We start from the raw sequence: 26489 nt of genomic DNA, 5'->3' as shown, positions 1-26489 counted from the left end.
AAAAATGTACATAAAAAAAATCATAAAGATATTCGTTATCGTCTTTTTGCCCTTTTGTATACAGTTGTTTGCTTCAGGGCGTAATAAAACACGTACCGTAAAAGAGGTGGTGGTAGACCATCAGGACGAGAATATGTATGTAACCGATGATGCCATACGGCGCACTATCTTCAAAGACCCACAAGCGCGACAACCTATGGGACTCCTGCGTTTAAGCGAAATCGAAAAGCTCTTAGACAACAATGTGATGATTGAGAAATCAGAAGTATTTTGCACTATCGACGGCACTCTGAATGCTAAAATCAAACAGCGAGAGCCTATCGCACGTGTATACGACGGCAATGGAGTATATTATATGGATACACAAGGAAAGAAGATGCCTCTTTCAAGTTCTTACTCAGCACGCGTGCCTATCCTCAGAGGTAATACCGAGCGCTATTGGCAAGCCTCCTATGCACTGATGCAGTTTATCCAAAACGACCAATGGCTGGCTGAGAACATCACCGAAATATTGGTAAAGCCTAACGGAGAATATGAGTTTTTAATGCGTGTACCTCACTTTAAGGTCGTTTTCGGCAAGTTTGAAGACGAAGCGCTTAAGAAAGCAAACCTCAAAGCCTTTTACAAGCAATTAGAGAAGACTGATAAACTGAATGAATATAACATCGTAAACCTAAAATACACCAACCAAGTGGTATGTAGAAGATGAGATAATTAGCAAATGAGATAATTAACAAATTATAGAATAGAAAAAACAGAGGTTACTATATAGTAGCCTCTGTTTTACCTTTTATCTTTTACCTTTTACCTATTCGCTAGGTACCATTTTACGGTTTTCTGTATACCTTCTTCAAACTGCAAAGAAGGTTCCCAGCCGAGTTTATTTTTCAATTTAGTAGCATCAATAGCGTAACGGAGGTCGTGACCAGCACGGTCGGTTACAAAAGTGATGAGTTTTTCGGAAGTACCTTCAGGGCGACCTAATTGCTTATCTACTTCTTTGATGATTACCTTCACCAAATCGATGTTACGCCATTCATTAAAGCCTCCAATATTATAAGTATCACCGTCTTTTCCTTGATGGAAAATGGTATCGATAGCACGAGCGTGATCTTCTACAAAAAGCCAATCGCGAATATTTTCGCCTTTGCCATAGATAGGTAGTGGTTTATTATCTACGATATTATAGATACACACGGGTATTAACTTTTCAGGGTACTGGTGAGAACCGTAATTGTTGGAACAGTTTGAAATCACCACAGGCAGTTTGTAAGTGTTGTGATAAGCTCTTACAAAATGGTCAGAGGAAGCTTTAGAAGCCGAATAGGGAGATTGAGGGTCATAAGGCGTTTGCTCTGTAAAAAGTGTATTATCCATTTCTAAGGCTCCATATACCTCGTCGGTAGAGACGTGATAAAAGCGTTTGCCTTGCATATTATCTTTCCACGATTCACGAGCTGCTTGCAAAAGGCTCAAAGTACCCATCACGTTCGTTTTCGCAAAGATAAAAGGGTCTTCAATACTTCTATCCACGTGACTTTCGGCAGCGAGATGGATAATTCCATCGATGTGATGTTCAGCGAAGAGGGCTTTCATACGCTCGTAGTCGCAAATATCTGCTTGTATAAAGGTATAGTTAGGGGCATTGGCTACATCGGCAACGTTTTCTAAGTTACCAGCATAAGTAAGCTTGTCTAAGTTAAAAATGTGATAGTCGGGGTATTTGTTTACAAATAGCCTTACGACGTGAGAGCCAATAAAGCCAGCTCCTCCTGTGATTAAGATATTTCTTTTCATTTATTTGTTTGTCATTTCAAAAACTAATTCACCGCCTTTTAAAAGGTCTTGGTGAGAAATATGCCATTGGGTATATTCTTTGCCGTTGAGTTTTACAGATTGGATATACTTATTGTCTTTAGACACATTTTTAGCAATGATTGTAAATGTCTTTCCGTTAGGCAAGTGTATGGTTACTTTATCAAAGAGTGGACGACCGAACTCATACTCGGTAGAAGCTGGATTCATAGGGTATAAGCCCATAGCACTCCAAATGTACCAAGCCGACATCTGTCCGCAATCCTCATTGCCACTGAGTCCGTTAGGGGTAGTGTTGTACTGAGTTTGCAAGATGCGATCTACCCAATATTGGGTTTTCTTAGGTTGTCCTGCTACGTTGAACATATAGGCAATATGGTGACTGGGCTCATTGCCGTGTGCATACTGACCTATGAGTCCTGAAATATCAGGAGAGGTGTTATCACCGGTGATTTCAGAACTTTCAGTAAAGAGTTTTTCTAAGTGTGTTACAAAAGGTTCATTCCCTCCAAATAGGTTGATAAGACCTTGTACGTTGTGAGGCACAAACCAACTGTGTTGCCAAGCATTACCTTCGGTATAGTCAGTATTTTCTCGGTGGTCGGAGCGTTTAGGGTCAAAAGGCGTGCGCCATTTACCGTCGGTACTTTTACCGCGCATAAAGCCCGTTTCTTTATCGAATAAGTGAACATAGGCTTCAGAGCGTTTGGTAAAGAAGTCAGCATCTTCGGTTTTACCTAAGGCTTTAGCCATTTGCGCTACACACCAGTCGTCGTAAGCGTATTCAAGGGTAATGGTAACTGATTCGTCTACCCCTACGTTATAAGGAATGTAACCATATTTTTTGTACGCTTTGAGTCCGCGATCATCTTGCATCATTGTAGTTTTCATTGCCTCGTAAGCCTTTTCAGCATCAAAACCACGTATGCCTTTAAGGTAAGCTTCGGCAATCACTGCTACCGAGTGATAACCCGTCATTGTATTGGTTTCGTTGCCGTAGAGCGTCCAAACGGGCAACACTTTATGCACTTGGTAGTAGGCTAACATTGAGTTGATGATATCGGCAGTTACTTTGGGTTGCAAAAGGGTAAGCAGTGGGTGCTCGGCACGGAAAGTATCCCACAGAGAAAGGGTAGAATAAGCAGTACCTTCAGTTTTTACAATCTCGTCGTTTTGCAATCTAAACCATCCATTCTTGTCAGAAAAAGTTACAGGCGCTACTTGCGCGTGATAGAGGGCAGTATAGAAGATGGTTTTGAGAGAATCAACAGGGGTTTCTACTACTATACTGCTAAGGGTCTTTTCCCATTGCTGTTGTGCTAATGATTTGGTTTTATCAAAATTAGGAGCGTTATATAACTCCAAGTTATCTAAAGCATTTTCTTCATTCACTGAAGAAAGAGCTACTTTTACCTCTAACTTCTCATCAGTATTATCAAAGAAGATTTGCCCTGAAGTAACATCATCTTTGTGTTTTTGATAGGTAATATTTTTTATAGGCTTAGAAAACTGAATCGCAAAGAACACTTTTTGGTTTTCAGCCCAGCCAGTACTATAACGATAACCTGTGATAATATTGTCGTTGTTATTAGCGTCTAACTTCTTATCCAATTTGCTAAAAGAAGTTTTGGTAGGGCTATCCCAGTTGATAGCAAATCCTAAGTTCAATAGTACTGATTGTTCTGCCCCTTTTTCAAAAGTATAACGATGTACGGCATAACGTTGTGCCGCAGTGAGTTCTACATTCACTTTGGGGTCTTCTAAATACACTTGGTAATAGCCAGGTTCTGCTTTTTCGTTCTTATGGCTATATTTTGATTTGTAAGGTACCATATCGCGAAACTCTTGGGCATTCACGGGGTATTGCTCTTTGCGTCCGTATTTCAGTACACTGAGGTCATATTCTTTAGTAGTAGGCATTAGCAAGATGTCGTTTAGGTCTCCTATACCTGTACCACTAAGGCTCAAATGTCCAAAACCAACCATAAGGCTATCGGAATAGTGATAACCTGAGCACCAATCCCAGTTGCTGAGACCATTCACGGGGCTCACTTGTATCATACCGAAAGGCGTAGTCGCTCCAGGGTAGGTATGCCCGTGTCCACCTGTACCGATGAACGGGTCTACATAGCTGATAAGCGGTTTTTGAGGAGTTTGCGCTTCTTGCTCAGAAGCTGTTTTAGATTGATTACAAGCCCCTAGTACAAAAGTAGAGGCTACCAAAAGAGTAATATGTTTTAACTTCATTGTAATAGCAATTAAGTATTTTGGGCAAAGATAATAAAATAACAACGAATAGCAAAATGTTTTTGGGGCTTTTCTTTCTCATTGTTACTAAATATAGGGTATAACTTTTATCTGAGCATTTTCGTATTCTGCTAAAAATACCTCGGAAGGATTGCTGTATCCTGCCTTTTGTAGCTCTCCAAGTAGCCATTCTTCGCTTTTATCTACATCTTCCAGCACGCTTTTTTGAATAATTCCATCGGTAATGACAGGATATTTGGGGTTTTCTTCTCCTGCCAACACGATAATGAGTTCGCCATTCTGTTCAAGTACCGCTCTTTTTACCTCTCTGATATAGTATACCCCTTCTTTGCGCAGTTTGAAAGCGAGTTCGTGTGCCGTAATTTTAGCTTTTTTGCAGGCGGCTATATCTATCTTACCACGATTGATAACAATCACAGGGGCGCCGTCTATAAACCTCCTAAAAGCTTGGTTTTTAGTTTTTAACTCACGTAACCCTATGATAAGGAATGCCCAAATAGCCAATACGATAGCAAACTGAAAGATACTCACCGATGGACTGTAAATTACACCTCCAATAATACCCCCAAGTACGTAATTTTGCACCTGATCTATTGCCGAACTCGGTGCCAAATTACCCTTGCCCGATTTGTTGATGATTAAGGCAAGAGCCAACAATCCTAAAAGCAATTTTAAAAATACATCCAAATAGAAAAACTCCTCGGATTCAATATAAGGAATTGTATACATAATGTTAATCAGAAAATTAGTAAATTAGCAAATGCGGAAATTAGAAAGAAATATTAAGCCCAACTTCAAGCGAATGATAGTCCTTTTTTATAGGTACAATAGGAGCAGTGTCGTAGATAAGTCGGTAGGTACCAAGTATACCTATGGTAGGCGTAATATTGTATTTGAGGTCGATAGCCCCACCATAGCGCGCTTCCTTAAAAGTACTATCAGGTCTAGTTTGATGAATGGCAGTAGTGGTAAGCTCCCATTTTTCACCTATTCGAAGTTTATAACTGAGCGATAAATGACTTTTGATACTGCGACTGTAAGCATAAGTAGCCTCAACGTTATCGGGAGTAGGATATTCCCATTTTTCGTATTCAAAGAACAAGCCCACCGCAGCAAACATCAGCGAGGATTGAGTATTCAGCAACCGATAACGCGATTGTAAACCGGTAGAAATCTTGTGGTTCATTCCCCTGCTCTCTGCCCATTGCGACTCAGCATAAGGATACACCTCAAAAGCGTGGTCTAACAGATAGCGGTACTCCATATGCACATAGCCACCGCTTAATATTACTTGACTACCATAAGTAGATAACTCAAACTTGTTAATTACATTAATAACCCTATTGCAATTGATAAGCAAGTTGAGATTAGCCGTATTTTTAAAAGTGAAGACATCTTCTTTTTCGGTTTTAAAATCCAAGATAGGCATTAGGCTCCCTTGCAGAGTTTTGGTGCTGTCTATCGTCATAGTAAGGTTTTCCGAAAAAAGCATTTGTGAATAGACAGAAGTCGAAGACAATAGCGCCAATAACATATAAAGTAATCGTTTCATCGTTTTTAAGCATATATTTAATAAGGCGCAAAAGTAGAAAATCAATCGCGAATACACAAAAAAATCTCACTTAAAACCAATGCTTCATACCTTTTTTATAACAATTTTTCAAGAGAAGTTTTTCACCACATTACCCTCATCATTCATCACTCATCATTCGGCTTTTCTTCCCTTTTCTTTCGCCTCGAAACTCCGTTTTTAACATTTTTTTCACTGTTGTATTACAGTATAAATCAACCACTTATATACCCTTTCTATACCAATCGTCCAAGATTCGTATAAGCTTCCTATAAGCTCTCTATAAGCTAACCACACTCATCTTACACCCTTTTTTCACCAAAATTCCTCCTGACTCACTTCCGAACTCCTCCGTTTCCTTCCGAATCCTCCTAACAGACCCAACCTATCGCTTTTTCATCACAAAGTTTTTGCCTATGCGGCTCGCACCTTAACCAAAGTTTTTGCTTGTGTGGCTCGCACCTCTCCATTAGCTAATTTCCAAATTTTCTAATTCTCTCATTTCCTCATTTGCTAATTAATCTCAGTTATATATAATACTGATTTACAGCTACGTTTACATTGCAATCTGTGAAATCCAGCAACGCAGTTGCCAATTCGTGTCCATCACATTTGTCAATTATCAATTGTCAATTGAAAAACTTTCCGTGCAATCCGTGTAATCTGTGCGAGATTTTCAGGCAATTTATTGCCTATTTGTTTGATTTTTTTAAGATTTGTAAGATTTCTGTAGCGTAAGCTACACTTTTCTTACATCAAACTCGCGTTAATTAAAAAATTATCTGGGAAAAATCAGTGCAAGATTTTAAAGCAGTCTATAACACTACCTAATCCGTTCCAAGTATTCTGTCGGACTCTCGTTGTAAAAATCTTTAAAGCATTTCGCAAAGTAGGAAGGAGAAGAAAATCCTACTTCATAAGCAACTTCCGAGATGCTCTTAGCTTTGCTGTTGAGCAACTGCTTAGCGTATTTTACTCGTATGGTGCGAATAAGCTCATTAGGCGAATAGTCGGTGAGAGATTTGATTTTGCGATATAAGTTAGAACGCGACAAACCTAAGGCGTCGGCTATTTCGTCTATATTCATTTCAGGATTGGCGATAGAGTTCTCTACGTAATGCGTAAAATCGGTGATAAACTGCTGTTCTACCTTACCTAAAGTCTCTTGTTTAGTTTCGTTCAAGAGGAAATTACTAAAACTCTCACGTATCTTCTTACGGTTTTCTATGAGCTTGCGCACCCGTGTTTTCAGTAATTTTATGTTGAAAGGTTTCGCAATATAGGCATCGGCACCACTCTCAAAACCTACTTGCTTTTGCTCGTCTAACGCATAAGCAGTGAGCAAAATCACAGGAATATGATTAGTAGCCACGTTAGTTTTTATCAACTGACATAAATCGAAGCCATCAGTCTTGGGCATCATCACATCGCTGATTACTACATCGGGGAGGTGCTTTTTAGCGACTTCAAAGCCTTCTTCACCGTTTTCAGCTTCGATAAGGTTATAGTCATCACTGAGGATATATCGAATAAACTGACGCATATCCTCGTTGTCTTCCACAATCAGTACAGTAGGTTTCTCCGAAGCCGTTGGAGAAGCCGTAGGTAGTTTGAGCTTCTCAGTAGGTGCGGGCAACGAAGGCAATAAGTCGAGATGAGTTTCTATGTAATTGCTGTCGTATACCGCTTTTACCGATACTTGTTCTTGAGTGAAAGGCAGGCGAATGACGAAGGTTGTCCCCTCCCCTTCTGTACTCTCTACGCTGATAGTACCGTTGTGTGAGGCTACTAAGGCTTGTACCAAAGCCAAACCTATACCCGAACCTTCGCTATCGGGATTTATTTTGTAGAAGTGCTCAAACACCTCACTTTGTTTGTCTTTCGGGATATATGAACCGCTGTTAAACACACGTAGCACAGCTACTCGCTCTTTGGAGGGAGTTAGGGGGAGATCTTCTTTTTCTAACGACACGGTGATACTTCCTCCTTGAGGTGTAAACTTCAGTGCATTGGAAAGCAGGTTGAAGTAGATTTTCTCTACTTTTTCCTTATCAAAAGCCATTTCAAAAGAAGTATCTTCGGCAAGGAACTGAAAGTTGAGTTTCTTTTGTTTGATACGGTCGGTGAAAAAAGAATTGAGTTCAGTGAGGAAGCTCTTCAAATTGCCTTTGGTGAAATACATTTGCATTTTGTTATTCTCATAACTGCGGAACTCAATTACTTCGGAAATGAGATGCAAAAGTCGGTTGCTGTTCTTTTTGATGAGGAATAACAAGTCTTGTTCTTCTTTGGGAAGTGAATTGTGAGCCAAAAGTGTCTGCACAGGACCTAAGATAAGCGACAGCGGTGTTTTAAACTCGTGAGAAATATTGGTAAAGAAAAGCAATTTGGCTTGGGTCGCCTCTTCTAATTGCGCCGAGATTTCCTCCAAGCGCTCTTTCTGTTGTTGCAATTCGGTAGCCTGACGTTTGATTTCTTCGTTTTGTTTTTCTAACAGATTATTAGCACGGCTCTTAGTGCGATATGCTCTGATAGCTATTGCCAAAAATATAGTAATCAAACCAATAGCAATAATAGAAATATAGAAGAGTGTACGCTGAGTAGTATGCTGAATAAGGCTCTCACTCAGCTGCTGATTGATATCCTCTATCTTAGCTTGTTTTTGAGCAATTTGCTCTGTTTGCAACTGTAAAATACGCACATTGCTCTTGTCCACCACAGTGGTATTGAGGATATTCTCGCGCTCAAAAGGTTGTTTATGGAGTATTTTCATTGCAAGGTCAATAACCTTTTCTCCTCCCGTAGGATAGATAAACGATGCGTCTTGCACGTTGTTCTCTATATTGCTAATTCCTTCTTGTTGTAGCGCATCTACCCCTATGATAAAGGGTATTTTACCGTTGAATTGCATCGCTGCTTCGTGAGTACCCGCTGCCATTGGGTCGTTCATCGCAAACACAAGGTCGATATTGGGGTGTTGCTGAAAAAGTTGTTGCATTTGCACTTTGGCATCTGCTTTGAGGAAGTTGCCCCAGGTCTCGGCTACTATTCGCACCTCAGGAGCATTCTTAAGGGCATCTATAAATCCTTTATGGCGTTCCGCATCAGAGGTTGAGCCTTTGGTACCACGCACTTCGGCTATATTGCCTTTGCCTTTGAGAATACCTATCGCATAGTGTCCCGCTTCTTTACCTATTTGGTAGTTGTTAGCTCCCACATAGGCAGTATAACTCTCAGTAGCGATTTTCCTATCTACCAAAATCACGGGAATACCCTGCTGGTAAGCCTTTTCAATAACTGGTGTACACGCTTCCGACTCGTTAGGCGAAACCACGAGCACATCTACCTTTTGTTCTATGAACCACTCTATATCGGCAATTTGCTTGGGAGTATCGTCTTTTACACTGCGAATGAGCAACTCAGTATTGGCTTGGTAAAGGGCTACTTCGCGTTTTAGCTCCTCGTTCATCGTTTGTCGCCAAAGGTCTTCACTGCACTGCGACACCCCTATCACATAACGGGGGTTTCGCTCCCTTTGGCAAGCAAGGCAAGCAAAGAGAGCGAAATATAAAAAAAGTATATGATACTTCCTAAAAGTCATTTTATCTAAACAACTCCAAATGAGCATCGGCAAGGCGAGGCATCGCACCGTGTTGCTGACATACGTAAGCCGATACTTCTACCGCCAATTGATGCGATTGGGCAATACTGCGACCATTGAGGTAAGAGGCTACAAAGGCAGCCGTGAACGAGTCGCCAGCTCCTACCGTATCGGCGATGGTAACCTTGGGCGTCCCTAAGAACGATTTCTCATTAGGCGTAAACACATAGCTACCTCTTGTACCTTGCGTTAAGATGAGGAATTTGAGGTTGTATTTCTCCAATAGGCGCTTACATACCTCTTCATCAGTTCCTTGCAAATTAAACATTTCAGCCACTTTCACTATCTCCTCATCGTTGATTTTCAATGCTGTTGCCTTGTCTAACGAATCGGCAATTACCTCTTTGCTGAAATATTTCAAGCGGAGATTGATATCGAATACTTTTAAACTCTCAGCAGGCATTAAATCTAAGAACTTGTGGATAGTGGCACGCGATATTTCACTGCGCTGTGCCAACGACCCAAAGCACACGGTATTAGTATTCTTTGCTAAGTTCTCAATACGCGAAGAGAATGGAATATTGTCCCACGCTACATTTTCGCTAATCTCATAGGTAGGCACCCCACGACCGTCCAACTGTACTTTTACGGTACCTGTGGGGAAATCAGTCTTCTCAATGATGTAATTGAGTTCTTTTTCTTCTAAACTTTTTAGTATTTCCTTACCGAGGAGGTCGCCTCCAATGGCACTCACAGCATAGCCGTTGAAACCAAATTGCGACACGTGGTAAGCGAAATTAGCGGGCGCACCGCCTAATACTTTTCTTTCAGGGAAGACATCCCAAAGGATTTCTCCCAATCCTACTACTGTATTTTTCATCGTATTATATGTTATCCTCTCCTCTGCCCTCCTCTAAGGGTGGGAGGCGAGAGTGTTGTTGTTAATTCTTTTTCAGCGTACAAAGTTATAAATTCTTTTTGAGATTTCCTACTACTAATAATAAATACTATCAGTCGTCAGATCTTTCTGACTAATCCAACTTATACAATTTGTAGGACTCTCTAACGACTAATTGTTAGCATTTGCTTTGAGTCGAGTGCTCATTAGCAACAGATATAATACTCCTATGCTGAGGACAATAAGGGCACCTATCTGTGAGCCGTTCATTGCATCGGAAGCTAAGCCCATTGCAAAAGGGAAGATAGTACCGCCAAAGAGTCCCATAATCATCAAGCCTGATACTTCGTTTTTCTTAGTAGGGTTCTGCAAGAGGGCTTGCGAGAAAATGATTGAGAATACATTGGAATTGCCAAAACCTACCAAAGCAATAGCGGTGTAGAGCATTGTCTTATCACTGAAAAAGAACAGTATCGCCATTGAGGCTACCATACAAAGCACACTGAGAGTAAAAAAACTCTTAGGAGATACTTTGGTGAGAATATAAGCTCCTGACAAACATCCTATGGTACGGAATAAGAAATACCAGCTGGTGGCAAAAGAGGCTTGGGTAGTGGCAAGCCCTAAACGTTCCATAAAGATTGTAGGTGCTGAGGCATTAACTCCTACGTCTATCCCTACGTGGCACATAATACCGATAAAACACAAGAGCACATAAGGGTTGGCAAGCAGTACAAAACACTCGGCAAAGGTGGCATTCTTACTGTCGTTTTTCTCTTCTTCAATATGGGTAGCACCCAACCACAAGAGGGTTACTACCGAAATAGCTACAAAAAGCAGGAAGAAAAGTCGCCAATCATTGAATTTATCAAAGCAGAAGCTCATCAGCAAGGGGGCAGAAAACGAGGCTATTGCCTTAATAAACTGACCAAAAGTGAGTGAACTTGCGAGTTTGTCACCTTTTACGATGACTGACATCAGAGGGTTTAACGATACTTGCATTAGCGTGTTACCAATACCAAGCAAGGAGAAAGCTACCAGCATAGTGGTATAATTGTAGCTGATAAAGGGCACTACCATTGCTAAGATGGTAATCACTAAGCTGAGGAGTACGGTTTTGCGACGACCTATTTTGCTCATCAGTACACCTGTGGGCACTGAGAAAAGCAGAAACCAAAAGAATACCATTGCAGGGAGCGCTTTGGCAGTGGTTTCGGTCAAGCCAAAATCGTCTTTTACAAAGTTAGAGGCGGCGCCTACAAGGTCTACGAAGCCCATACAGAAGAATGATAGAAGTACGGGCAATAAATATTTTAGATAGTTATTATTCTGTTGCATACTATGAATATATTATTAGTCTCACACACTCCCCTCTCCTTGTGAGAGGGGCAGAGGGAGAGGTTTATTATTTCAATTTATAGACAGTTACATTTTTAAGGGTGAGGGTACCTTTGCTAGTGTTGAAACGGAGAGTATTGTACACTTCGGTAGGGAATACCGCATTGGTTTGTACTACTTCACCGTTGTTCACAAAGAGTTCGGTAGAAGCTTTATCTACCAATAAGCGTACAGTATAGCTTTTCTTAGCTACCATTGGTGCTTTGATGAGTGTTTCGGCGAAGTTGGCATTGAAAGCTACACTGCTCTTACTGCGGTCTACCGATAGAGTTTTATTAGCGCCGTCAAATAGGTATTTGATAATTTCACCTTTGGTATTCTCGAGAGCAAAGCTAAAGCTATCGGTTTCGTTAGGGGTTACCGTGAAAGTGAGTTCATAAGCTCCTTGATTATTGGGCAAGAAGTTTTCGAACGTTATAGCATCAGAGGTGTTGGTACGTGTTTTATCACCTAAAAGCACTGCTTCACGACGCAAGCTCTCCAACTCTTTTACGGGCTCACTGGCTACTACCAAGTGCTCGCCATTATGCACCAAACGCAAAACGCGGGCAACGGTCATCGCGCTACGGAAATTTTGAGTAGGGGTTTCATTGGCATAATCCCAGTTGCTCATCCAGCCTATGAAGAGACGACGACCATCGGTGGCGGGGACATTACTCCACGTTACACCTGCATAATTATCGCGTCCGTAGTCTAACCAAAGCGGGTAGTTCATAGTATCGGGGGTGAAAGTTTTGCCATCGAAATTACCGATAAAGTACTGAGTAGCACTTCCGCCGTTAGGTCCGCCTGGGTTGATACTCACGAAGAGCACCCATTTGGTTTTTCCTTCATAAGTAAGCGGGAAGAGATCGGGGCATTCCCACACGCCACCGTGTCCGCCTAAACCTTCGCCAAACTCACTGAGGCGTGTCCATTCTTTGAGGTTTTTAGAACCATAGAAGGTGATAGTTTGGGTAGTGGCAAGGCTCATCACCCATTGTTTAGAGGGTGCGTGCCAGAATACTTTCGGGTCGCGGAAGTCGATGATATTGGCATCGGTGAGTACGGGGTTGCCTTCGTATTTGGTGAAGGTCTTTCCGCCATCAAGGCTATAAGCGATAGATTGGGTTTGGCGGTCGCCTGCTGAGGTAAAAATAGCCACCATAGCACCTTTGCCAAAGCCCGCTGTGTTCTCGTGGTCAATCACAGCACTGCCTGAGAAAATCGCTCCTAACTTATCGGGGGCTAATACTAAAGGTTTGTATTCCCAATTCACCAAGTCTTTGGAAACAGTATGACCCCAGTGCATATTGCCCCAGCGCGCTCCGTAAGGGTTGTATTGGTAGAAGAGGTGGAACACTCCGTCGAGGTATACCATTCCGTTAGGGTCGTTCATCCAGCCGTATTGAGGGGTGAAGTGGTATAGCGGACGGTATTTTTCGTTGTAGTTGAAGTTATATTCAGCCGACTGTTTGATTTCGGCTAAGCCCATATCGGTAGTTTTGGCTACTGCAAAAGTAAGGGTTACTTTTTTGCCTTTGTATGCCTCGATAGCAATAGGCACCCAGTAGTCGATTTTGCTTTGGGCGATGCGAATGGTCATTGGCTCGCCTATAGGGGTACCGTCTACCGATAGTTGAACTTTGTTTTCGGTTGCTTGGTCTTCAACAGGAATGAGCAAGTATTTGTCTTTGGCTTCAAAGGTGCGGGTGTAATCAGTCATAAAAACGCTTTTTTGTTTGTTACCTTGTTCGATTTGGTCGATGAGGATATGCCCCCATCCGCCACGTTGGTTATCGACAATTCGGATAGTGGCTTTCTTCCCTTTATAGGGTTTTACGTCCCAAGTGAGCCATTGTAGAGTTTCAGTTTCGTAGAGAGAACGCGCTTGTAACACGCTTTTGCCTTCGACTAAAAGTTCAATATAGGTATCGGCGTGAGTGCCTCCCCCAACGAGGAAGTTGATGTAATCACGCTCGATGGTGAACTCTTTGGAGGTTAGTGCTCCTCGAGAGTCGTCGCCGTTGTTGAAGCTGTTGGCAAGGTATTTCCCTTCAAAGCCTATTACAGGCTGCTGACCGGTATAGCTACCCGTGGCGGGAGTCGCGCCAAAGGCGTCGCCTTCTACCGCCCAATTGGCATAAGTTCCTGATTCGAAGTCCTCGATAATGAGGTCATCAGTGTTTTGCTGGCAGGCAGTGAGCGTTAAGACTCCTAATCCTGCTATTAGTTTGTTATTCATATACTTTTTTATATCTCTTTTAATTAAAAGATGGTACAAACATATATTATTTTTTTTGAATTAGCAAATAAGTAAACTAATTCCTCATCTTCATTCCCTCTCACTAAGGAGAGGGAGGAAGCTGAGACTTATAAAGTAATGAAAGTATCTGTTTTTGAGGTAAAAGATAAGATGTTTATACCCGTCCTTCGCCTTAGGTTCGCTTTAGCTTCGCCTCAGACTCATCTTTTGTTCGTCTTTCCTTCGTCTTTTGTTCGTCTTTCCTTCGTCTTTTGTTCGTCTTTCCTTCGTTCTTTGTTCGTCTTTCCTTCGTTCTTTGTTCGTCTTTCCTTCGTCTTAGGTTCACTCTTCCTCCTTTTACCTTTTATCTTTTACCTTTTACCTAAAAAGTAAAGTTTGCTGTACCGTTAGCAAAGATGCCCCAAGGATTTTGGTTCATTTTATAACAACGGATAGAAAGGGCTACTGCATCGTTCACATAGATTGCTGCTGCCGAGCCTTCTTGCACTATTTTCACAGTGTATTCCTTGTTGGCATTCACGGGGAGTTTTATGCTATTAATGGTAGCAGTACCTCCGTCTCTAATCACGCGATTGAGTTGCAATTCGCTTTTATTGAGATTAAGCGTTACGCGGTAGGTTTCATAAAGGTTACCACAAGCACCAAACATCACCCCAAACTCGGTAGCGGTATTGGCTTTTATTTTAGTAACTATCTTGTTGAAACCACTGCCAAGGCGGTCGAATACACGAGTATTATTGTCTAACGAAATGCTTCCCAAAGAAGCAGATACCGCTTGCTTGCTATCGAAAGCGGTAGGCATTTTCACGTTAAGGGTACCGTCGGCGTTTTGAGTGAGCTCGTGCACAGCCAAAGAACCTCCCCAGTGATAGGCGGAATTATCTTCGTAGTTGATACGCGACGGATTCCACCCCCATATATAGCGGTGAGTGCCGTCGGTAGCGGTTTTTCCGGCATAGAACACACGGTCGTCTAAATCTTGTTGTGCAGGGGTAATCCAATCGGTGCTTCCTACGCGACGGTATCTGTATTGCACACGGCGTACGCTTTCTTCGATGTTGGAGAATATCAAGTATTGATAGTTTCCTTGTGTAAACACATCGGGGCACTCTACCATAAAGGCAGAAGGGTCGGTATAAAAGAAAGGAGTGTTCGGGTCTTTCGTCCAGTTCTTAAGGTCGGTAGAGGTGAATTGTGCTACGACACCTTTCCATACACCTCCTCCTATATCGGCACGGGTGCTGACAAGCATCTTATAGGTATTTCCTTCTTTGAAGACAATAGGGTCGCGGAACTCATTGCGGTCATACTTATCAGGGGCACGGAAGGAGTGTTGTGTATCCTTTGTCCACGTTTTCAAATCGGTAGAAGTAGCCCAATAGATGATTTCTTTGGGGTCTAAATCGCCGTTATGCCCTGTGTAGAAAGCGTAATAGGTATTCCCATCTTTGAATACTGAACCTGTACCGAGGGCATCTTCGTGCGAACCATCAGCACCACAAGGGATAGCTTCACCATTATCAGTATAATTAACCAAATCAGTAGTGGTAGCACTATACCAAGGGTGGAAAGTTGCAGGTGCTGGACGTTGGTCGTAGAGATAGAAGATATGGAACTTACCGTTGTCATAGAACGGCATAGGGTCTCCTACCCACGCGTTCTTGGGCTGAAAGAAATGCTTATAAGTACGACCATAATCTTGTACTGCGTAACAAGTAGAAGCATCGGGAGCCGCATTAGGGTCGTTACTACAATATTCCTTTTTTTCACAAGCTATTAAAGCGGTAGCACAAAGTGCCAATGTAAGTGTCTTTTTCATTGTTTATTAATTTAATTTTAACCTCTTTTTAATTATTTAACCCCCTCCTATTCCCCCTTAAAAAGGGGGAAGAAAGGACGGTTATCACATATACGTATGAAAAGAGGTATTTTATGTTTCTATTAATTCGCTAAATATTCTAAGGCGTTGGCAGTGAGCAATTCGATATTGCTCTTATAAGCATTGGCAGGTGAATTGTTTTCGTTATACCAGTCGTAAGCTTCACTACCTATACAGATAGTGCGACCTGCATTGCCTCGTTTGAGGTATTCAAAGATGACAGCGCGATTGCTCATCGTTACGTCCCAATGCAAACTTGCTAATATTTTAGAGCCTGCAGCAGTTTGCCAACCTGCAGCATTATGTTCATAATCTCCCCAATCGAAGTTCCAAATAGCATTATGTCCTTTTGTATTTGTTCCTTTAGAAAGAAAGAAGGATATATAATCAACCCCTGACTTTTTAGTCAATCCTTTAAACAATGGGTGGTTTTCATTGCCTTTGTAGCAAAGTGACCAATCTTCACCTACTGTAAATGGAACGTTATTTTCACCCCACATATTGTTTACTACCTTGCCGTCTAAGGCGATACCTAAATCGACTACGTATTGTACTGCCCAAGAAGACAATAAGAACGAGCCACCAGCAGCGTAGAATTGTTTCATCTTGTTCACAACGGCATCTGCTTTGGCTTCAGCAGGCAACTCTTTGTTGTTATCCCAATGCCACCAAATCACTTTATAGTCGTTGAGATTAACTTTACCGTCCTTGATGTCACTAAACGAAATGTACTTAGCTGTATCGTAGTTTTCGGCAAGCCAAGTATAAGCGGCTTTCTCATCTTCATTGGCGATAGCAGAAGCACTGTTAGCTGTACCTACAAAGGCAATAGGCGCAAAGTTAGTAGGGATAATCTCTACGCTATACACAAAGCTCTCTCCACGGTAACTCATAGTGTAAGTAACGCTTTGGGTAAAGTTTTGGGTAACTCCCGAAGCAGGGCTCACAGTAGCATTAGGTGTTGTGCTGAAGGTGGGAGTAAGCGCAGTAAGGCTTTCACCCTTAGGGTATTTCACACTTATCTTACCCGTACTGTGGTCAATCGTAGCTTTGTATTTGCCAATAGCAAAGTTCTCTAACTGTGGATATTGAGCGGTAACAGTGTAATCCCAATAGAGGTTACCATTAAAAATGCGGTATTTGGCACCTTTGCTCAAATCGACATTCGTTCCTGCAGTAGGCACTGAGGTAGCTCCCTCGGGCAATGAGAGGGAAGTGGTCATTTTGGTAAGATCGGTATTCCAAGGAGCATACACCGTGATAGTTTGTTTCTCCTCGTCTATAATCCCATCGATACCATCGGCTTGAAAGGCATTAATTTTTGCCTCTTTGTCGTTAATAAGTTCGCCTTCATGCTTTTCGTCACAGCTGAGTAAGCCGAGCAAAGCTACTACACTGAGGGCGAGTTTGTGTACTATTGTTTTCATATTAGAATCCTGCATTTTGTTTGTAAATACCTTTTACATACCCTATTTGGTTTTGTGGAATAGGGATATACTCATTTTTATTTTTAGTGAAATAAGCACTGCTGAATATCGCTGGACGACGTGTTTTCTCTTTAGTGAAATAGTCGTTGAGTACTTGGTCGGCGATACCCCAGCGCACAAGGTCGAAGAAACGAGAGCCTTCCATAGCAAACTCTAAACGGCGTTCCCAACGGAGTGCTTTGCGAGCAAATTCTTGATTCCAAGTACAGTTTACACCATTTTGATATACAGCTATATCAGTATTGGTAGCGTAAGGAATCATAGAAGTACTTTGTTTAGCGCGTTGGCGCACTTGGTTAATAAGTGACAAGGCTTCGTTGCTACGATTGAGTTCGATAAGAGCTTCGGCACGCATTAGGAGTACATCGGCGTAACGGATAAGAATACGATTCTTAGAGTTACCGCGGAAAGGGTTGATATTGCGGAAACAAGAGCAAGAAGGGTCTACGTTCTCTTTGAGTGAAGCATAGAAGCCATACACGTTGCTATTGCGGTTCCAGTCGTTCTTGTAAATCAATTCGGCATTGTACTTATAAGGCAAACCAGGTAAGGCAACGGTGTGGAACAAACGAGGGTCGGCTTTATCACTAGTAGCGTTGTAATCGTTGTTGTTGAAGTTATCGAAATCGGGCAAGCCATTCACTGTTTTGAAGGCATTTACCAAATTCTGACTTGGTTTATGGAAATCACAGCAACCTAACTTTTGTGGAGCAGAGAGCTGGTCACCCCAGTTGAGGCGTCCGTACTGAGTACCATCGTCCACTGAGTATTGTACCGCAAACATAGATTCTTTACCATTTTCATAGCCACCGGGGAGGAAGTTAAACGCAAAGTCATCTTCCAAACCATAAGAAGAACCTAATGCAAAACTTGTATAAGTAAGTACCTCTTGCAAATCTTGACTATTGATACTTGTTACACTATTGTTTTCTGATTGGCGATACGCTTTGTACAAATAGGCTTTAGCTAAATAAGCTGCTGCTGCATATTTATCAGCTCTACCTTTTTGAGGTTGGGTATTAGGCAATAAGTCGTAAGCTTTTTTGAAATCGGCTACTATTTTTTGCCATTGTTCATCATTAGGCAAAGTGTTAGGGGTGGTTTCGTAAGCACTATCAGGTGTATTCTCATCTACAAAAGGAATATGCCCAAAGATAGTTTTCAACACGAAATAGAAATGACCTCGTAAGAAATACATTTCGCCCATACGCGATTGACGATTTGCTACTTCAGCATCGGAAGCCTGTTGCAAGGCTTTCAGAGCAGTATTGGTACGCGAAATAGCCATATAACACATAAACCAAAAGCGGTCAGCTTCACCAAAAGTAGGGTCGATATTCTGAGCGATTTCATAGAAATGGAAATGCTGGATATCGCTCACGTCTTGACCTCCTTTATAAGCGTCATCGGCACGTACGTTACCGTAAATCCAAAGACTAAAAGGTACATCGTAGTGGTCGTTACCCAAAGACGAATAAGCGGTAGTTACCAACTCATCGGCTTTAGAGATAGCTTCTTTCTCGGTCATAATCCCTTGTGGATTATCGTCTAAGAAGTTGCAACCTGTAAGTAGAGTTGCAAATATTGTGGTGGTATATATTATCTTTTTCATTTTATTATTATTTATCAGACGTCAGACTATTGATAATTTAAAAGCTAGCATTCAATCCCATAGTGAATGTTATTGGGATAGGATAACCATAATTAGGGTTTTCAGGGTCTTTACCTGTAAACGATTTGCTCTTGATAGTAAAGAGATTCTGACCGCTTACATACAAGCGCAACTTGCTGAGCTTAATTTTTTCGGATACTTCTTTAGGTAAAGTATAGCCTAACTGTACGTTACGAAGTTTTAGGTAAGAGCCATTCTCTACATAGTAAGTAGACATACGCCCTTCGTTATTATCATCGGTATAAGCTACACTTGGAATATCGGAATCAGGATTGGTAACGGGGTCGAAAGCATCGAGCAAACGGCGACCTTTATTGGAGTAGGTATCCACCACACTCCAAAAGTCAGTATGCTTTTTCACATCGTTGATAATATCGACATTCTGTACGCCTTGCAAGAAGAGGGTAAAATCGAAGTTTTTGTACTCTAAGTTGAGATTGAGACCGTAGATAAAATCAGGGTAAGGAGTCCCAATCCAAGTGCGGTCGTCTTCGTTTACTACTCCATCGTTATTCAAATCGCGGTAGCGGATACGACCAATACCTTTACCGTTTTGTATAGGGTGCTGATCGAGTTCTTCTTGGGTTTTGAAGATACCATCAGCTACATAACCGTAATAAGATTGATAAGGACGACCTAAGATATTATCCCATTTACCATTTCCGCCGTAAGCATTGACTACAGATTCTGGTAATTCAGTAACTTTATTTTTATTGGTTGAAACGTTGGCATTGATATCGTATTTGAGTCCGCCTTTGGTCTCGTTACGATAACCTACTGATACTTCCCAACCTTTGTTTTCCATACCAGCACCATTTACCCATTGGGTAGCACCTTCACCCTTGATACCTGCATAAGGAGGTTCTACCAAGATGTCTTTGGTCTTTTTGATATAGTATTCTACTGAACCGTAGAGATTGTTATTAAAGAAACCGAAGTCTAACCCGAAGTTGGTTTGTGTGGTGGTTTCCCATTTGAGATCTTTGTTACCGAGACGACTGCGACGGAAACCAGAAGCTAACTGACCAGAGCCTTTTCCTTCGATATCGTAAGAGGTATTCCAAATACCTGTTCCAGACCAAATATAGTCGCCTGTTACCCCATAATAAGGATCGTAAATATCGTAAATAGAGTAGTTGCCGATTTCTTGGTTACCGTTTTGCCCCCAACCGAAGCGCAATTTGATTTCAGAAACGGTATTGCGAATATTCTCCATAAAGGCTTCTTGAGAAAGACGCCAACCCAAGTTGAAAGCAGGGAAAGTACCCCAGCGGTTCTCTTTGGCAAAGCGAGAAGAACCATCGTGACGAAGGGTAGCTGAAGCGAGGTATTTGTTATCATAAGCATAGTTGATTTTTCCGAAGAAAGAAAGCAACTTATAACCGGTAGCTCCACCACCTCCTGTAATACCTCCTGTAGCGAGATTAGGCCACATATATTCAGGAGTTTCTAAGGCAAGAGTAGTACCTTTTACAGAGAAGTTTATATCATCTTGTGAGAACATTTCCATACCTGCTAAGGTTTCAAAGCGGCTCTTGCCAAGCTCGAAGTCGTAGGTAGCTGTATTTGCCCAGTTCCATTTCGTCCAGTGAGATTGTTCGAGTTGAGAGAAGGTTTTTTCTTTGCCTTCTTCCATAAAACCAGAAATATACGAATGGTTGAGTGTACGTTTATAGAAATTACCGTAATCTACCCCAAAATTAGAACGGATATTGAGCTTATCAATAGGTTTAATGTTTACAAAAGCATTCCCGAACATACGCCAGTAGTTATAACGATTATTCTTATTGTCGTTTACTAAGCGAGCAGGGTTCTGACGGTCGGGCAAACCATTTACAGGACCTCCCCAATGCTTACCATCTTGAGTGCGTACCGGAATGAAAGGTACGGCTATCATTGCTGCTTCGGTAATTTGGTAAGGTTGCTCTACCTCGCTGGTACGGTTTACAGTGAAGTTTTCACCTATGGTTACTACATCGCCAAAGAGTTTGTAATCGGTATTGATACGCGCAGAGAGGCGAGAGAAATCGGTATTCTTTACCAAACCATCGTTGTTATAATAGCCTAACGAAAGGAAGTAGTTACCTTTATCAGTACCATTGGTAACCGAAAGGTTATAAGATTCAGTTACCCCCATACGAGTGATTTCCTTGAACCAATCGGTATTAGAAGGGAGCATAGGGCTTCCTGTTTTATCAAAATACTGACGTGGATAGTACAAATTATTAAGGGTGCTGTGACCATTGGCATCGGTAGTATAATCGTAGTGAATACCTAAAGCGTTTTGGTTAGGGTCGTTGCCACGGTTTACGGCTGCTTTCCAAAGCACTTGTGCATACTCGTTAGCATTGAGCATCTTCATACGAGAGTGAAACATCGAAACGGTAGTATAATGGTCGAAATCTACCTTTAACACTCCGTTTCTACCTTTTTTGGTAGTAATAACGATGACTCCATTGGCAGCACGTGACCCATAAATACTTGCTGCCGAAGCGTCACGCAACACTTGTATACTCTCGATATCGTTAGAGTTCAGCTCGTGCATACCGCCCTGAGTAGGTACTCCATCGATGATATAAAGAGGGTCGTTGTTATTAAGTGTACCGATACCGCGAATGCGAATGGTAGCTTTACCAGCAGGACCACCGTTATCGGTTACTTGCATACCTGCTACACGACCTTGGAGGGCTTTCATAGGGTTGTTTTCGGCAGTAGACATCATCTCGTTTACCTTTACTACTGATACTGCACCGGTAAGGTCGGTTTTACGTTCGGTACGATACCCTACAGAAACGGTAACTCCTTCGAGAGTAGTTACCTCTTCTTCTAAACTTACGTTTATTTCCTTGCGTCCTTTCACGGCTACGGTTTGAGATTTGTAGCCTATATAAGAAAAGACCAAACTATCGGTGGCTGCAACGGGTTGAAGGGTATAATTCCCGTCGAAATCAGTAGAAGCACCTACTGTTTTGTGCTTTACCACCACACTTACACCCATCATAGGGCTGTTGTCGGATTTTGCTTTCACCACCCCTTTTACTTGTTGGGCGAAAAGAGCACCCGAACAATTGCAGAGCAAAAGCGATAGTAAAATGCGCTTGTTTATTTTTCTACTCATCATATTGGTATTTGTTTTTTAACAATTGGTTTAATTTTCTTCGCATTGATGAAAATGCGATGTTTTTTCGGAGGCAAAGGTAAGGCAAAAGAAAGCATAGCACTATCAAAAATCGGTCAAACACTATCAAAATTGTGGCTAATTTTTGATAATGAAGAAAAATATATAAAATTTAATTGCTTAACTATTAAACATTTAAATATTTTTGATAGCAGATGAATGAAAAGTGATAGGAGGAAATTTCTATTATTTTCGTTTGTGTATTTAAAAATTATAGTAATCTTAAAGAAAATAATTAATGAATAAAGGGAACCTATCCTCCTTATCACCTCTCGCTAAGGAGAAACTACAACGACGGTAATACGAACAAAGGGTGGTTTTATAGTGGCTCTACAGTGGGTCTACAGTGGCTCTACAGTGGGTCTACAGTGGCTCTACAGTGGCTCTACAGTGGGTCTACAGTGGCTCTACAGTGGCTCTACAGTGGCTTTACAGTGGCTCTACAGTGGCTCTACAACGAATAAAAGACGAACGATGAACGAAGGAATAACGAACCTAAGGCAAAGGAAAGTTGAAGCTAAGGTAGAGATAAAAAGAAGGTTATTAGTGAATTTCAACTTTGCCAAAGGTGCGAGCCGCACGGGCAGGTAGAAAAAAGGTAAGTGAGAAGCCCCCGAACCCCCGAAGGGGGACAAGCCTTAAAGAGAAAATGGTGAAGGCTATCAGTCTGAAAAACAAAACTTATTTGAAGATAGAAAAAAGCTGAATAAAGCCTAAGAAAAACAAAAGAGGGTGCGAGCCGCACGGGCGGGTAGAAAAATTAGCAAATTAGTGAATTTGGGAATTAGTAAATGAGAGTGCGGGTGGAACTGGCAAATTAAGAGTGAACGAAGGTAAGAAAAAACTAAGGCAAAGGCAAGAGATTATAAAGATTATTGTTAAAGATTTGAAAATGGGTATGTTTTACTTTTTCGCTGATTTATCAGTTGATAATGTAGAGTTTTTTGGTTTTTCATTACTTATTCTTTAGTTTTTTGTATCTTTGCCCTTTGACAACTAAAAGAATAAGACCCATAGAATGGAAATAACCAAAGAAAATAGACAGTGGCTTGATGACTTACAACTTAACCACCCCGTAGTAATTGCTGGACCTTGCAGTGCTGAGACTGAAGAACAAGTGCTGAAAATAGCACATAGCCTAAAAGATACTGATGTATCTTTCTTCCGTGCAGGTATTTGGAAACCTCGTACCCGCCCTGGTATGTTTGAAGGTGTAGGAGCGTTAGGTCTCAAATGGCTACAACGGGTAAAAGAAGAAACGGGACTCAAAACGGCTACCGAAGTAGCCAATAAAGACCACGTGAAGCTTGCTTTGGAGCACGATATTGATATGTTGTGGATAGGAGCGCGCTCTACTGTGAGTCCCTTTATTATTCAAGAAATAGCCGATGAGTTAGAAGGCACTGATAAGATTATCTTGGTAAAAAATCCTGTAAACCCCGATCTTCCGTTATGGATAGGAGCTTTGGAACGATTACAACGCGCAGGCATCAGAAACTTGGGGGTGATACATCGCGGGTTTTCTACTTACGAAAAGACCAAATACCGCAATATTCCTGAATGGCAATTGGTAATTGAACTGCAAAACAAGTTCCCTGACTTGCCACTTATTTGCGACCCTTCGCATATCACCGGCAAACGCGATATGATTTTTGATGTATCGCAAACGGCTCTCGACTTAAACTTCGACGGCTTGATGATTGAAACGCACTGTACCCCTGATGCTGCGTGGAGTGATGCAGCACAACAGATTACCCCTGAACGCCTCATACAAATAATGAGAGATTTGCGCATTCGCGAGGCTTCGGTATCTGAGGAAGACTATGTGAGTAAGTTAAGTAATTTGCGTTCGCGCATTGATATACTGGACAACAAATTATTGGATTTACTCAAAAGACGTATGGAGGTAGCCGATGAGATAGGAATGCTGAAAAAAGCGAATAATGTAGCGATTTTGCAAAACCAACGTTGGCACGAAATTCTTGGCAAAATGATATCAGAAGGCGAACAACGCAACCTAAGTGAGGATTTAGTGATTCAGGTATTTAAGGCTATTCACCAAGAATCTATCAACCGCCAGGAGAGAGTGGTAAAGAGTGAAAAGTGATTGATAGACTTTTCTGACCTTTCTTACCGAAAAAAAGACAGTAAGCCAAAATAGCTCAAAACCGATGTAACTCCAGTGTCCATACGTCTTTTGTTTAATTAAAATATGACATAAAGATATGCCATATTTTTAATATTTAGAAAGAGAAACAAAAAAATATAAAATGATATTTGTTTTTTAATAGAAAAGTCGTACATTTGTTGCGAAAAACTAATTGTATAAAATGACTATGGAAAAAACTGTCAAACGTTTTTTAGATGTAATACTTGAACAAGCAACTCCTCTTATTGCAAGTCTCAACAAAGGTGTTTCGGATACCCAAATAGCGGTATTTGAGGGGGAAATGGGTATTACTTTGCCTTCTGAGGTGAGAAAGCTATACCAGACTTTCAACGGACAAAAAGAAGGCGAAAACGATGTATTCTTCCTTAACGGTTTGCGCTTTATCCCTTTAGAAGAAATCAAACGCACCCAAGAACACTGGCTTGAGCAATTGGAGAGTATGCCTAATTGGCAGTCACTCCGCTTTGATGAAGAAGAGGCTATTGATATGTGCTGGGATAAGGTAATAAAAAACCAATTTTATAATCCTAAATGGATTCCATTCCTCTCCAATGGGGCGCGCTTTATGTTCATAGACCTCGACCCCGATGAAGAAGGTGTAATAGGTCAGATAGGAGAAATAGATTTGGTGTTGGATTCTATAGAAGACTCTTTTATGGATTTGCACCACGACTCTATGGAAGATTGGCTCGAATTCCTTACTGATGATATTGAAAAGGGAATTGTGTACTACGACAACGAGATGCACTCGCTCATTGAAGCCGTTTCTTATGACGAAGAAAACGATTTGCCTAATATCTTCGCTCCTACCCCCGATTATGTATCGGAAGGAGGCTCTAACGTTTATAACTATTCCGAAAAAGACAGAAGCGATTTTGTATTGCCTGACCGCACTTGTGTGTATATGGACGAAATTTGCGACCATTTTGAAAAATATATCGGCAAAATAGACAGCGTATTCCACGAAATCGTCTCAGAATATGTGCATATAGATGTACATTGGATTAAACCTACCCCCGAAACGCCTTACAATGTACTCTTTACTACCGGTATGAGCGATTACCCTATGTACTTACCCGAAGGCTTAGATGACCCGAACGACTACAGCCACGCTGAGCTAATGGTGTACCTCCCCGCCGATTGGCCTATCAGCGATGAGGCTTTTAAAGACGACGATAACTATTGGCCTGTGTACTTCCTGAAGATGATAGCGCGTTTCCCTCACCAATACAAAACGTGGATGGCTGAAGGACACACTATTCCCAACGGTCCTGATGCTGAACCTATTGCCAATACCGATTTCGGTTGTATCCTGCTGATGCCCCCTTACTTATCGGCACCACAGGAGTTTTTAAAGTTACATACCAAAGACGGTACAATTATCAATTTCTATTGTATTTTGCCTATTTATCCAGAAGAAATGGATTTAAAATTAGAAGAAGGGGTTGACGAGCTTCTCAGTCTTTTTGATGAATACCAAATCTCCGAAGTCATAGATATCCACCGCAAGAACGTAGCTTTATAAAACAAGCATAAAAAAACAGATGAAACATAAAGGTCTCATCTGTTTTTCTTTAATATCTCTGCCAGCATTTTCTTAGCTCTTAGCAGGGTAATCTTCACACTGCTCATCGGCGATTGCATCTCTTCGGCAATCTCTTTATAGCTTTTCTCGTGCAGATAGCGCAGTTGTATTGCCGTTCGGTAAGGTTCTTTTAGTTGTTTTATACTCTTTAACAAGTAGTCGAACTGCTGTTCCATAATGAGGCTATCCTCTATGATGGGGGTCTCATCTATCAGCGTTTTAGATTGCTTTTCCTCTCGATCTAAGTGCAATAGCGACTCATTTTGCTTTCTCAGGTTATCTATGTGAATATTTTTAGAAATAGCAATTAACCAAGTGCGGAAAGAGTATCGCTCGTCGTAAGTATGGAGCTTGTCGAATGCTTTAGCAAATGTTTGTATGCTAATATCCTCTGCTTCAACTTCATCATTCACACGCTTGAGCTGAAAGTTGTATACGTCAGTCCAAAACTCGTCTAACAACCAACTAAAAGCTCGTTGTTTACCTGCTTTTGCAGCGACTATATTTTCAGCAAGTGCTTCTGCCATTATTTATTTCTGCACTCTTGCTCGTCGGGTAAGCGACCGCAGAAACTGCAAGGTTCCCCTTCAGGGTTTAAATGTGGATTTTGGCTCGCACAAGTACCAGCAAATTTACCGCCTTTTTTACCCCAAATCTTAATTGCCATACCTGCTACACATAGCAGTAATATACCAATAGTTAATAATATTAATTTCATTTTTC

Annotated in this window: 18 protein-coding genes; 4 read left to right on the top strand and 14 right to left on the bottom strand. The window is 41.4% G+C overall.

The annotated features are described in order from the left end of the window. Window positions 1–4: 4 nt before the first annotated feature. Window positions 5–709: a cell division protein FtsQ/DivIB gene (locus HMPREF1320_RS06785; RefSeq protein WP_009417945.1), complete on the top strand. Its 705-nt coding sequence runs from the start codon at window positions 5–7 to the stop codon at window positions 707–709. 95 nt (window positions 710–804) lie between these two features. On the opposite strand, the gene rfbB is transcribed toward HMPREF1320_RS06785, so the two are convergent. From rfbB to HMPREF1320_RS06725, 12 genes are all read right to left on the bottom strand, one after another. After that, a complete protein-coding gene (rfbB, locus tag HMPREF1320_RS06780) occupies window positions 805–1797 on the bottom strand; it encodes a dTDP-glucose 4,6-dehydratase (RefSeq protein ID WP_009418092.1) in 993 nt (330 codons plus the stop codon). Continuing rightward, window positions 1798–4062 carry a GH92 family glycosyl hydrolase gene (locus HMPREF1320_RS06775; protein WP_009418062.1) on the bottom strand — a complete coding sequence of 755 codons (2265 nt, stop codon included), beginning with the start codon at window positions 4060–4062 and terminating at the stop codon, window positions 1798–1800. It abuts the gene before it with no gap. 87 nt (window positions 4063–4149) lie between these two features. Then, entirely contained in the window at window positions 4150–4812 is a 663-nt protein-coding gene (locus HMPREF1320_RS06770; RefSeq protein WP_009418007.1) for a DUF421 domain-containing protein, read from the bottom strand. A 40-nt stretch (window positions 4813–4852) separates the two neighbouring features. Then, on the bottom strand, window positions 4853–5635 hold the full coding sequence (locus tag HMPREF1320_RS06765) for a DUF481 domain-containing protein (protein WP_009417955.1): 783 nt from the start codon (window positions 5633–5635) through the stop codon (window positions 4853–4855). Window positions 5636–6476: 841 nt separating this feature from the next. Next, window positions 6477–9281, bottom strand: a complete 2805-nt coding sequence (locus tag HMPREF1320_RS06760) for an ABC transporter substrate binding protein (protein WP_034554320.1) — start codon at window positions 9279–9281, stop codon at window positions 6477–6479. Continuing rightward, window positions 9256–10134: a carbohydrate kinase family protein gene (locus tag HMPREF1320_RS06755; protein ID WP_002673142.1), complete on the bottom strand. Its 879-nt coding sequence runs from the start codon at window positions 10132–10134 to the stop codon at window positions 9256–9258. The genes HMPREF1320_RS06760 and HMPREF1320_RS06755 overlap by 26 nt, the downstream gene beginning before the upstream one ends. A 189-nt stretch (window positions 10135–10323) precedes the next feature. After that, window positions 10324–11490, bottom strand: a complete 1167-nt coding sequence (locus HMPREF1320_RS06750) for an MFS transporter (RefSeq protein ID WP_009418018.1) — start codon at window positions 11488–11490, stop codon at window positions 10324–10326. Window positions 11491–11557: 67 nt separating this feature from the next. Beyond that, a complete protein-coding gene (locus tag HMPREF1320_RS06745; protein WP_009418057.1) occupies window positions 11558–13774 on the bottom strand; it encodes a GH32 C-terminal domain-containing protein in 2217 nt (738 codons plus the stop codon). Between the two features lie 382 nt (window positions 13775–14156). Next, a complete protein-coding gene (locus HMPREF1320_RS06740; protein ID WP_009418083.1) occupies window positions 14157–15614 on the bottom strand; it encodes a glycoside hydrolase family 32 protein in 1458 nt (485 codons plus the stop codon). A gap of 122 nt (window positions 15615–15736) precedes the next feature. Beyond that, window positions 15737–17116 (bottom strand): DUF4960 domain-containing protein, encoded by a 1380-nt coding sequence (locus HMPREF1320_RS06735; RefSeq protein ID WP_034554318.1) that lies wholly within the window; start codon window positions 17114–17116, stop codon window positions 15737–15739. Continuing rightward, on the bottom strand, window positions 17103–18773 hold the full coding sequence (locus HMPREF1320_RS06730) for a RagB/SusD family nutrient uptake outer membrane protein (protein WP_009417939.1): 1671 nt from the start codon (window positions 18771–18773) through the stop codon (window positions 17103–17105). The genes HMPREF1320_RS06735 and HMPREF1320_RS06730 overlap by 14 nt, the downstream gene beginning before the upstream one ends. Window positions 18774–18810: 37 nt before the next feature. Next, complete coding sequence (locus tag HMPREF1320_RS06725) at window positions 18811–21954, bottom strand: SusC/RagA family TonB-linked outer membrane protein (protein WP_009418067.1); 3144 nt, start codon at window positions 21952–21954, stop codon at window positions 18811–18813. Between the two features lie 381 nt (window positions 21955–22335). Here HMPREF1320_RS06725 and HMPREF1320_RS11550 point away from each other — a divergent pair, with 381 nt between their 5' ends. The 3 genes from HMPREF1320_RS11550 to HMPREF1320_RS06710 all read left to right on the top strand — a co-directional run bounded on the left by HMPREF1320_RS11550 (window position 22336) and on the right by HMPREF1320_RS06710 (window position 25706). Beyond that, entirely contained in the window at window positions 22336–22602 is a 267-nt protein-coding gene (locus HMPREF1320_RS11550; protein WP_232207534.1) for a dihydrolipoyllysine-residue succinyltransferase, read from the top strand. Window positions 22603–23029: 427 nt separating this feature from the next. Continuing rightward, window positions 23030–24118 (top strand): bifunctional 3-deoxy-7-phosphoheptulonate synthase/chorismate mutase type II, encoded by a 1089-nt coding sequence (locus HMPREF1320_RS06715; RefSeq protein WP_009418023.1) that lies wholly within the window; start codon window positions 23030–23032, stop codon window positions 24116–24118. A gap of 229 nt (window positions 24119–24347) precedes the next feature. After that, complete coding sequence (locus tag HMPREF1320_RS06710) at window positions 24348–25706, top strand: suppressor of fused domain protein (RefSeq protein ID WP_009418099.1); 1359 nt, start codon at window positions 24348–24350, stop codon at window positions 25704–25706. A 35-nt stretch (window positions 25707–25741) separates the two neighbouring features. Here HMPREF1320_RS06710 and HMPREF1320_RS06705 read toward each other — a convergent pair whose 3' ends face one another. Both HMPREF1320_RS06705 and HMPREF1320_RS06700 read right to left on the bottom strand, forming a co-directional pair. Continuing rightward, the gene (locus tag HMPREF1320_RS06705) at window positions 25742–26293 is read right to left on the bottom strand and encodes an RNA polymerase sigma factor (protein WP_002673201.1); all 552 of its coding nucleotides are present in this window, start codon (window positions 26291–26293) and stop codon (window positions 25742–25744) included. Beyond that, window positions 26293–26484, bottom strand: coding sequence for a hypothetical protein (locus HMPREF1320_RS06700; RefSeq protein ID WP_002673203.1), 192 nt, complete (start codon window positions 26482–26484; stop codon window positions 26293–26295). Before HMPREF1320_RS06700 ends, HMPREF1320_RS06705 begins: the two co-directional genes overlap by 1 nt. Window positions 26485–26489: the final 5 nt, after the last annotated feature.

Origin of the sequence: Capnocytophaga sp. oral taxon 335 str. F0486 (assembly GCF_000277665.1) — a bacterium.
Taxonomy (GTDB): Bacteria; Bacteroidota; Bacteroidia; order Flavobacteriales; family Flavobacteriaceae; genus Capnocytophaga; species Capnocytophaga ochracea.
The sequence above is the reverse complement of the archived record's forward strand: the minus strand, read 5'-3'. Positions and strand labels throughout refer to the sequence as shown.

Excerpts from the sequence above, each read along its gene's own strand:
- HMPREF1320_RS06750 (WP_009418018.1), bottom strand. The coding sequence starts at position 11,490 with ATGCAACAGAATAATAACTATCTAAAATATTTATTGCCCGTACTTCTA.
- HMPREF1320_RS06725 (WP_009418067.1), bottom strand. The coding sequence starts at position 21,954 with ATGATGAGTAGAAAAATAAACAAGCGCATTTTACTATCGCTTTTGCTC.
- HMPREF1320_RS06715 (WP_009418023.1), top strand. The coding sequence starts at position 23,030 with ATGGAAATAACCAAAGAAAATAGACAGTGGCTTGATGACTTACAACTT.
- HMPREF1320_RS06730 (WP_009417939.1), bottom strand. The coding sequence starts at position 18,773 with ATGAAAAAGATAATATATACCACCACAATATTTGCAACTCTACTTACA.
- HMPREF1320_RS06705 (WP_002673201.1), bottom strand. The coding sequence starts at position 26,293 with ATGGCAGAAGCACTTGCTGAAAATATAGTCGCTGCAAAAGCAGGTAAA.
- HMPREF1320_RS06745 (WP_009418057.1), bottom strand. The coding sequence starts at position 13,774 with ATGAATAACAAACTAATAGCAGGATTAGGAGTCTTAACGCTCACTGCC.
- HMPREF1320_RS06700 (WP_002673203.1), bottom strand. The coding sequence starts at position 26,484 with ATGAAATTAATATTATTAACTATTGGTATATTACTGCTATGTGTAGCA.
- HMPREF1320_RS06775 (WP_009418062.1), bottom strand. The coding sequence starts at position 4,062 with ATGAAGTTAAAACATATTACTCTTTTGGTAGCCTCTACTTTTGTACTA.
- HMPREF1320_RS06710 (WP_009418099.1), top strand. The coding sequence starts at position 24,348 with ATGGAAAAAACTGTCAAACGTTTTTTAGATGTAATACTTGAACAAGCA.
- HMPREF1320_RS06755 (WP_002673142.1), bottom strand. The coding sequence starts at position 10,134 with ATGAAAAATACAGTAGTAGGATTGGGAGAAATCCTTTGGGATGTCTTC.
- HMPREF1320_RS06785 (WP_009417945.1), top strand. The coding sequence starts at position 5 with ATGTACATAAAAAAAATCATAAAGATATTCGTTATCGTCTTTTTGCCC.
- HMPREF1320_RS06735 (WP_034554318.1), bottom strand. The coding sequence starts at position 17,116 with ATGCAGGATTCTAATATGAAAACAATAGTACACAAACTCGCCCTCAGT.
- HMPREF1320_RS06770 (WP_009418007.1), bottom strand. The coding sequence starts at position 4,812 with ATGTATACAATTCCTTATATTGAATCCGAGGAGTTTTTCTATTTGGAT.
- HMPREF1320_RS06760 (WP_034554320.1), bottom strand. The coding sequence starts at position 9,281 with ATGCTCATTTGGAGTTGTTTAGATAAAATGACTTTTAGGAAGTATCAT.
- HMPREF1320_RS06765 (WP_009417955.1), bottom strand. The coding sequence starts at position 5,635 with ATGAAACGATTACTTTATATGTTATTGGCGCTATTGTCTTCGACTTCT.
- HMPREF1320_RS06740 (WP_009418083.1), bottom strand. The coding sequence starts at position 15,614 with ATGAAAAAGACACTTACATTGGCACTTTGTGCTACCGCTTTAATAGCT.
- rfbB (WP_009418092.1), bottom strand. The coding sequence starts at position 1,797 with ATGAAAAGAAATATCTTAATCACAGGAGGAGCTGGCTTTATTGGCTCT.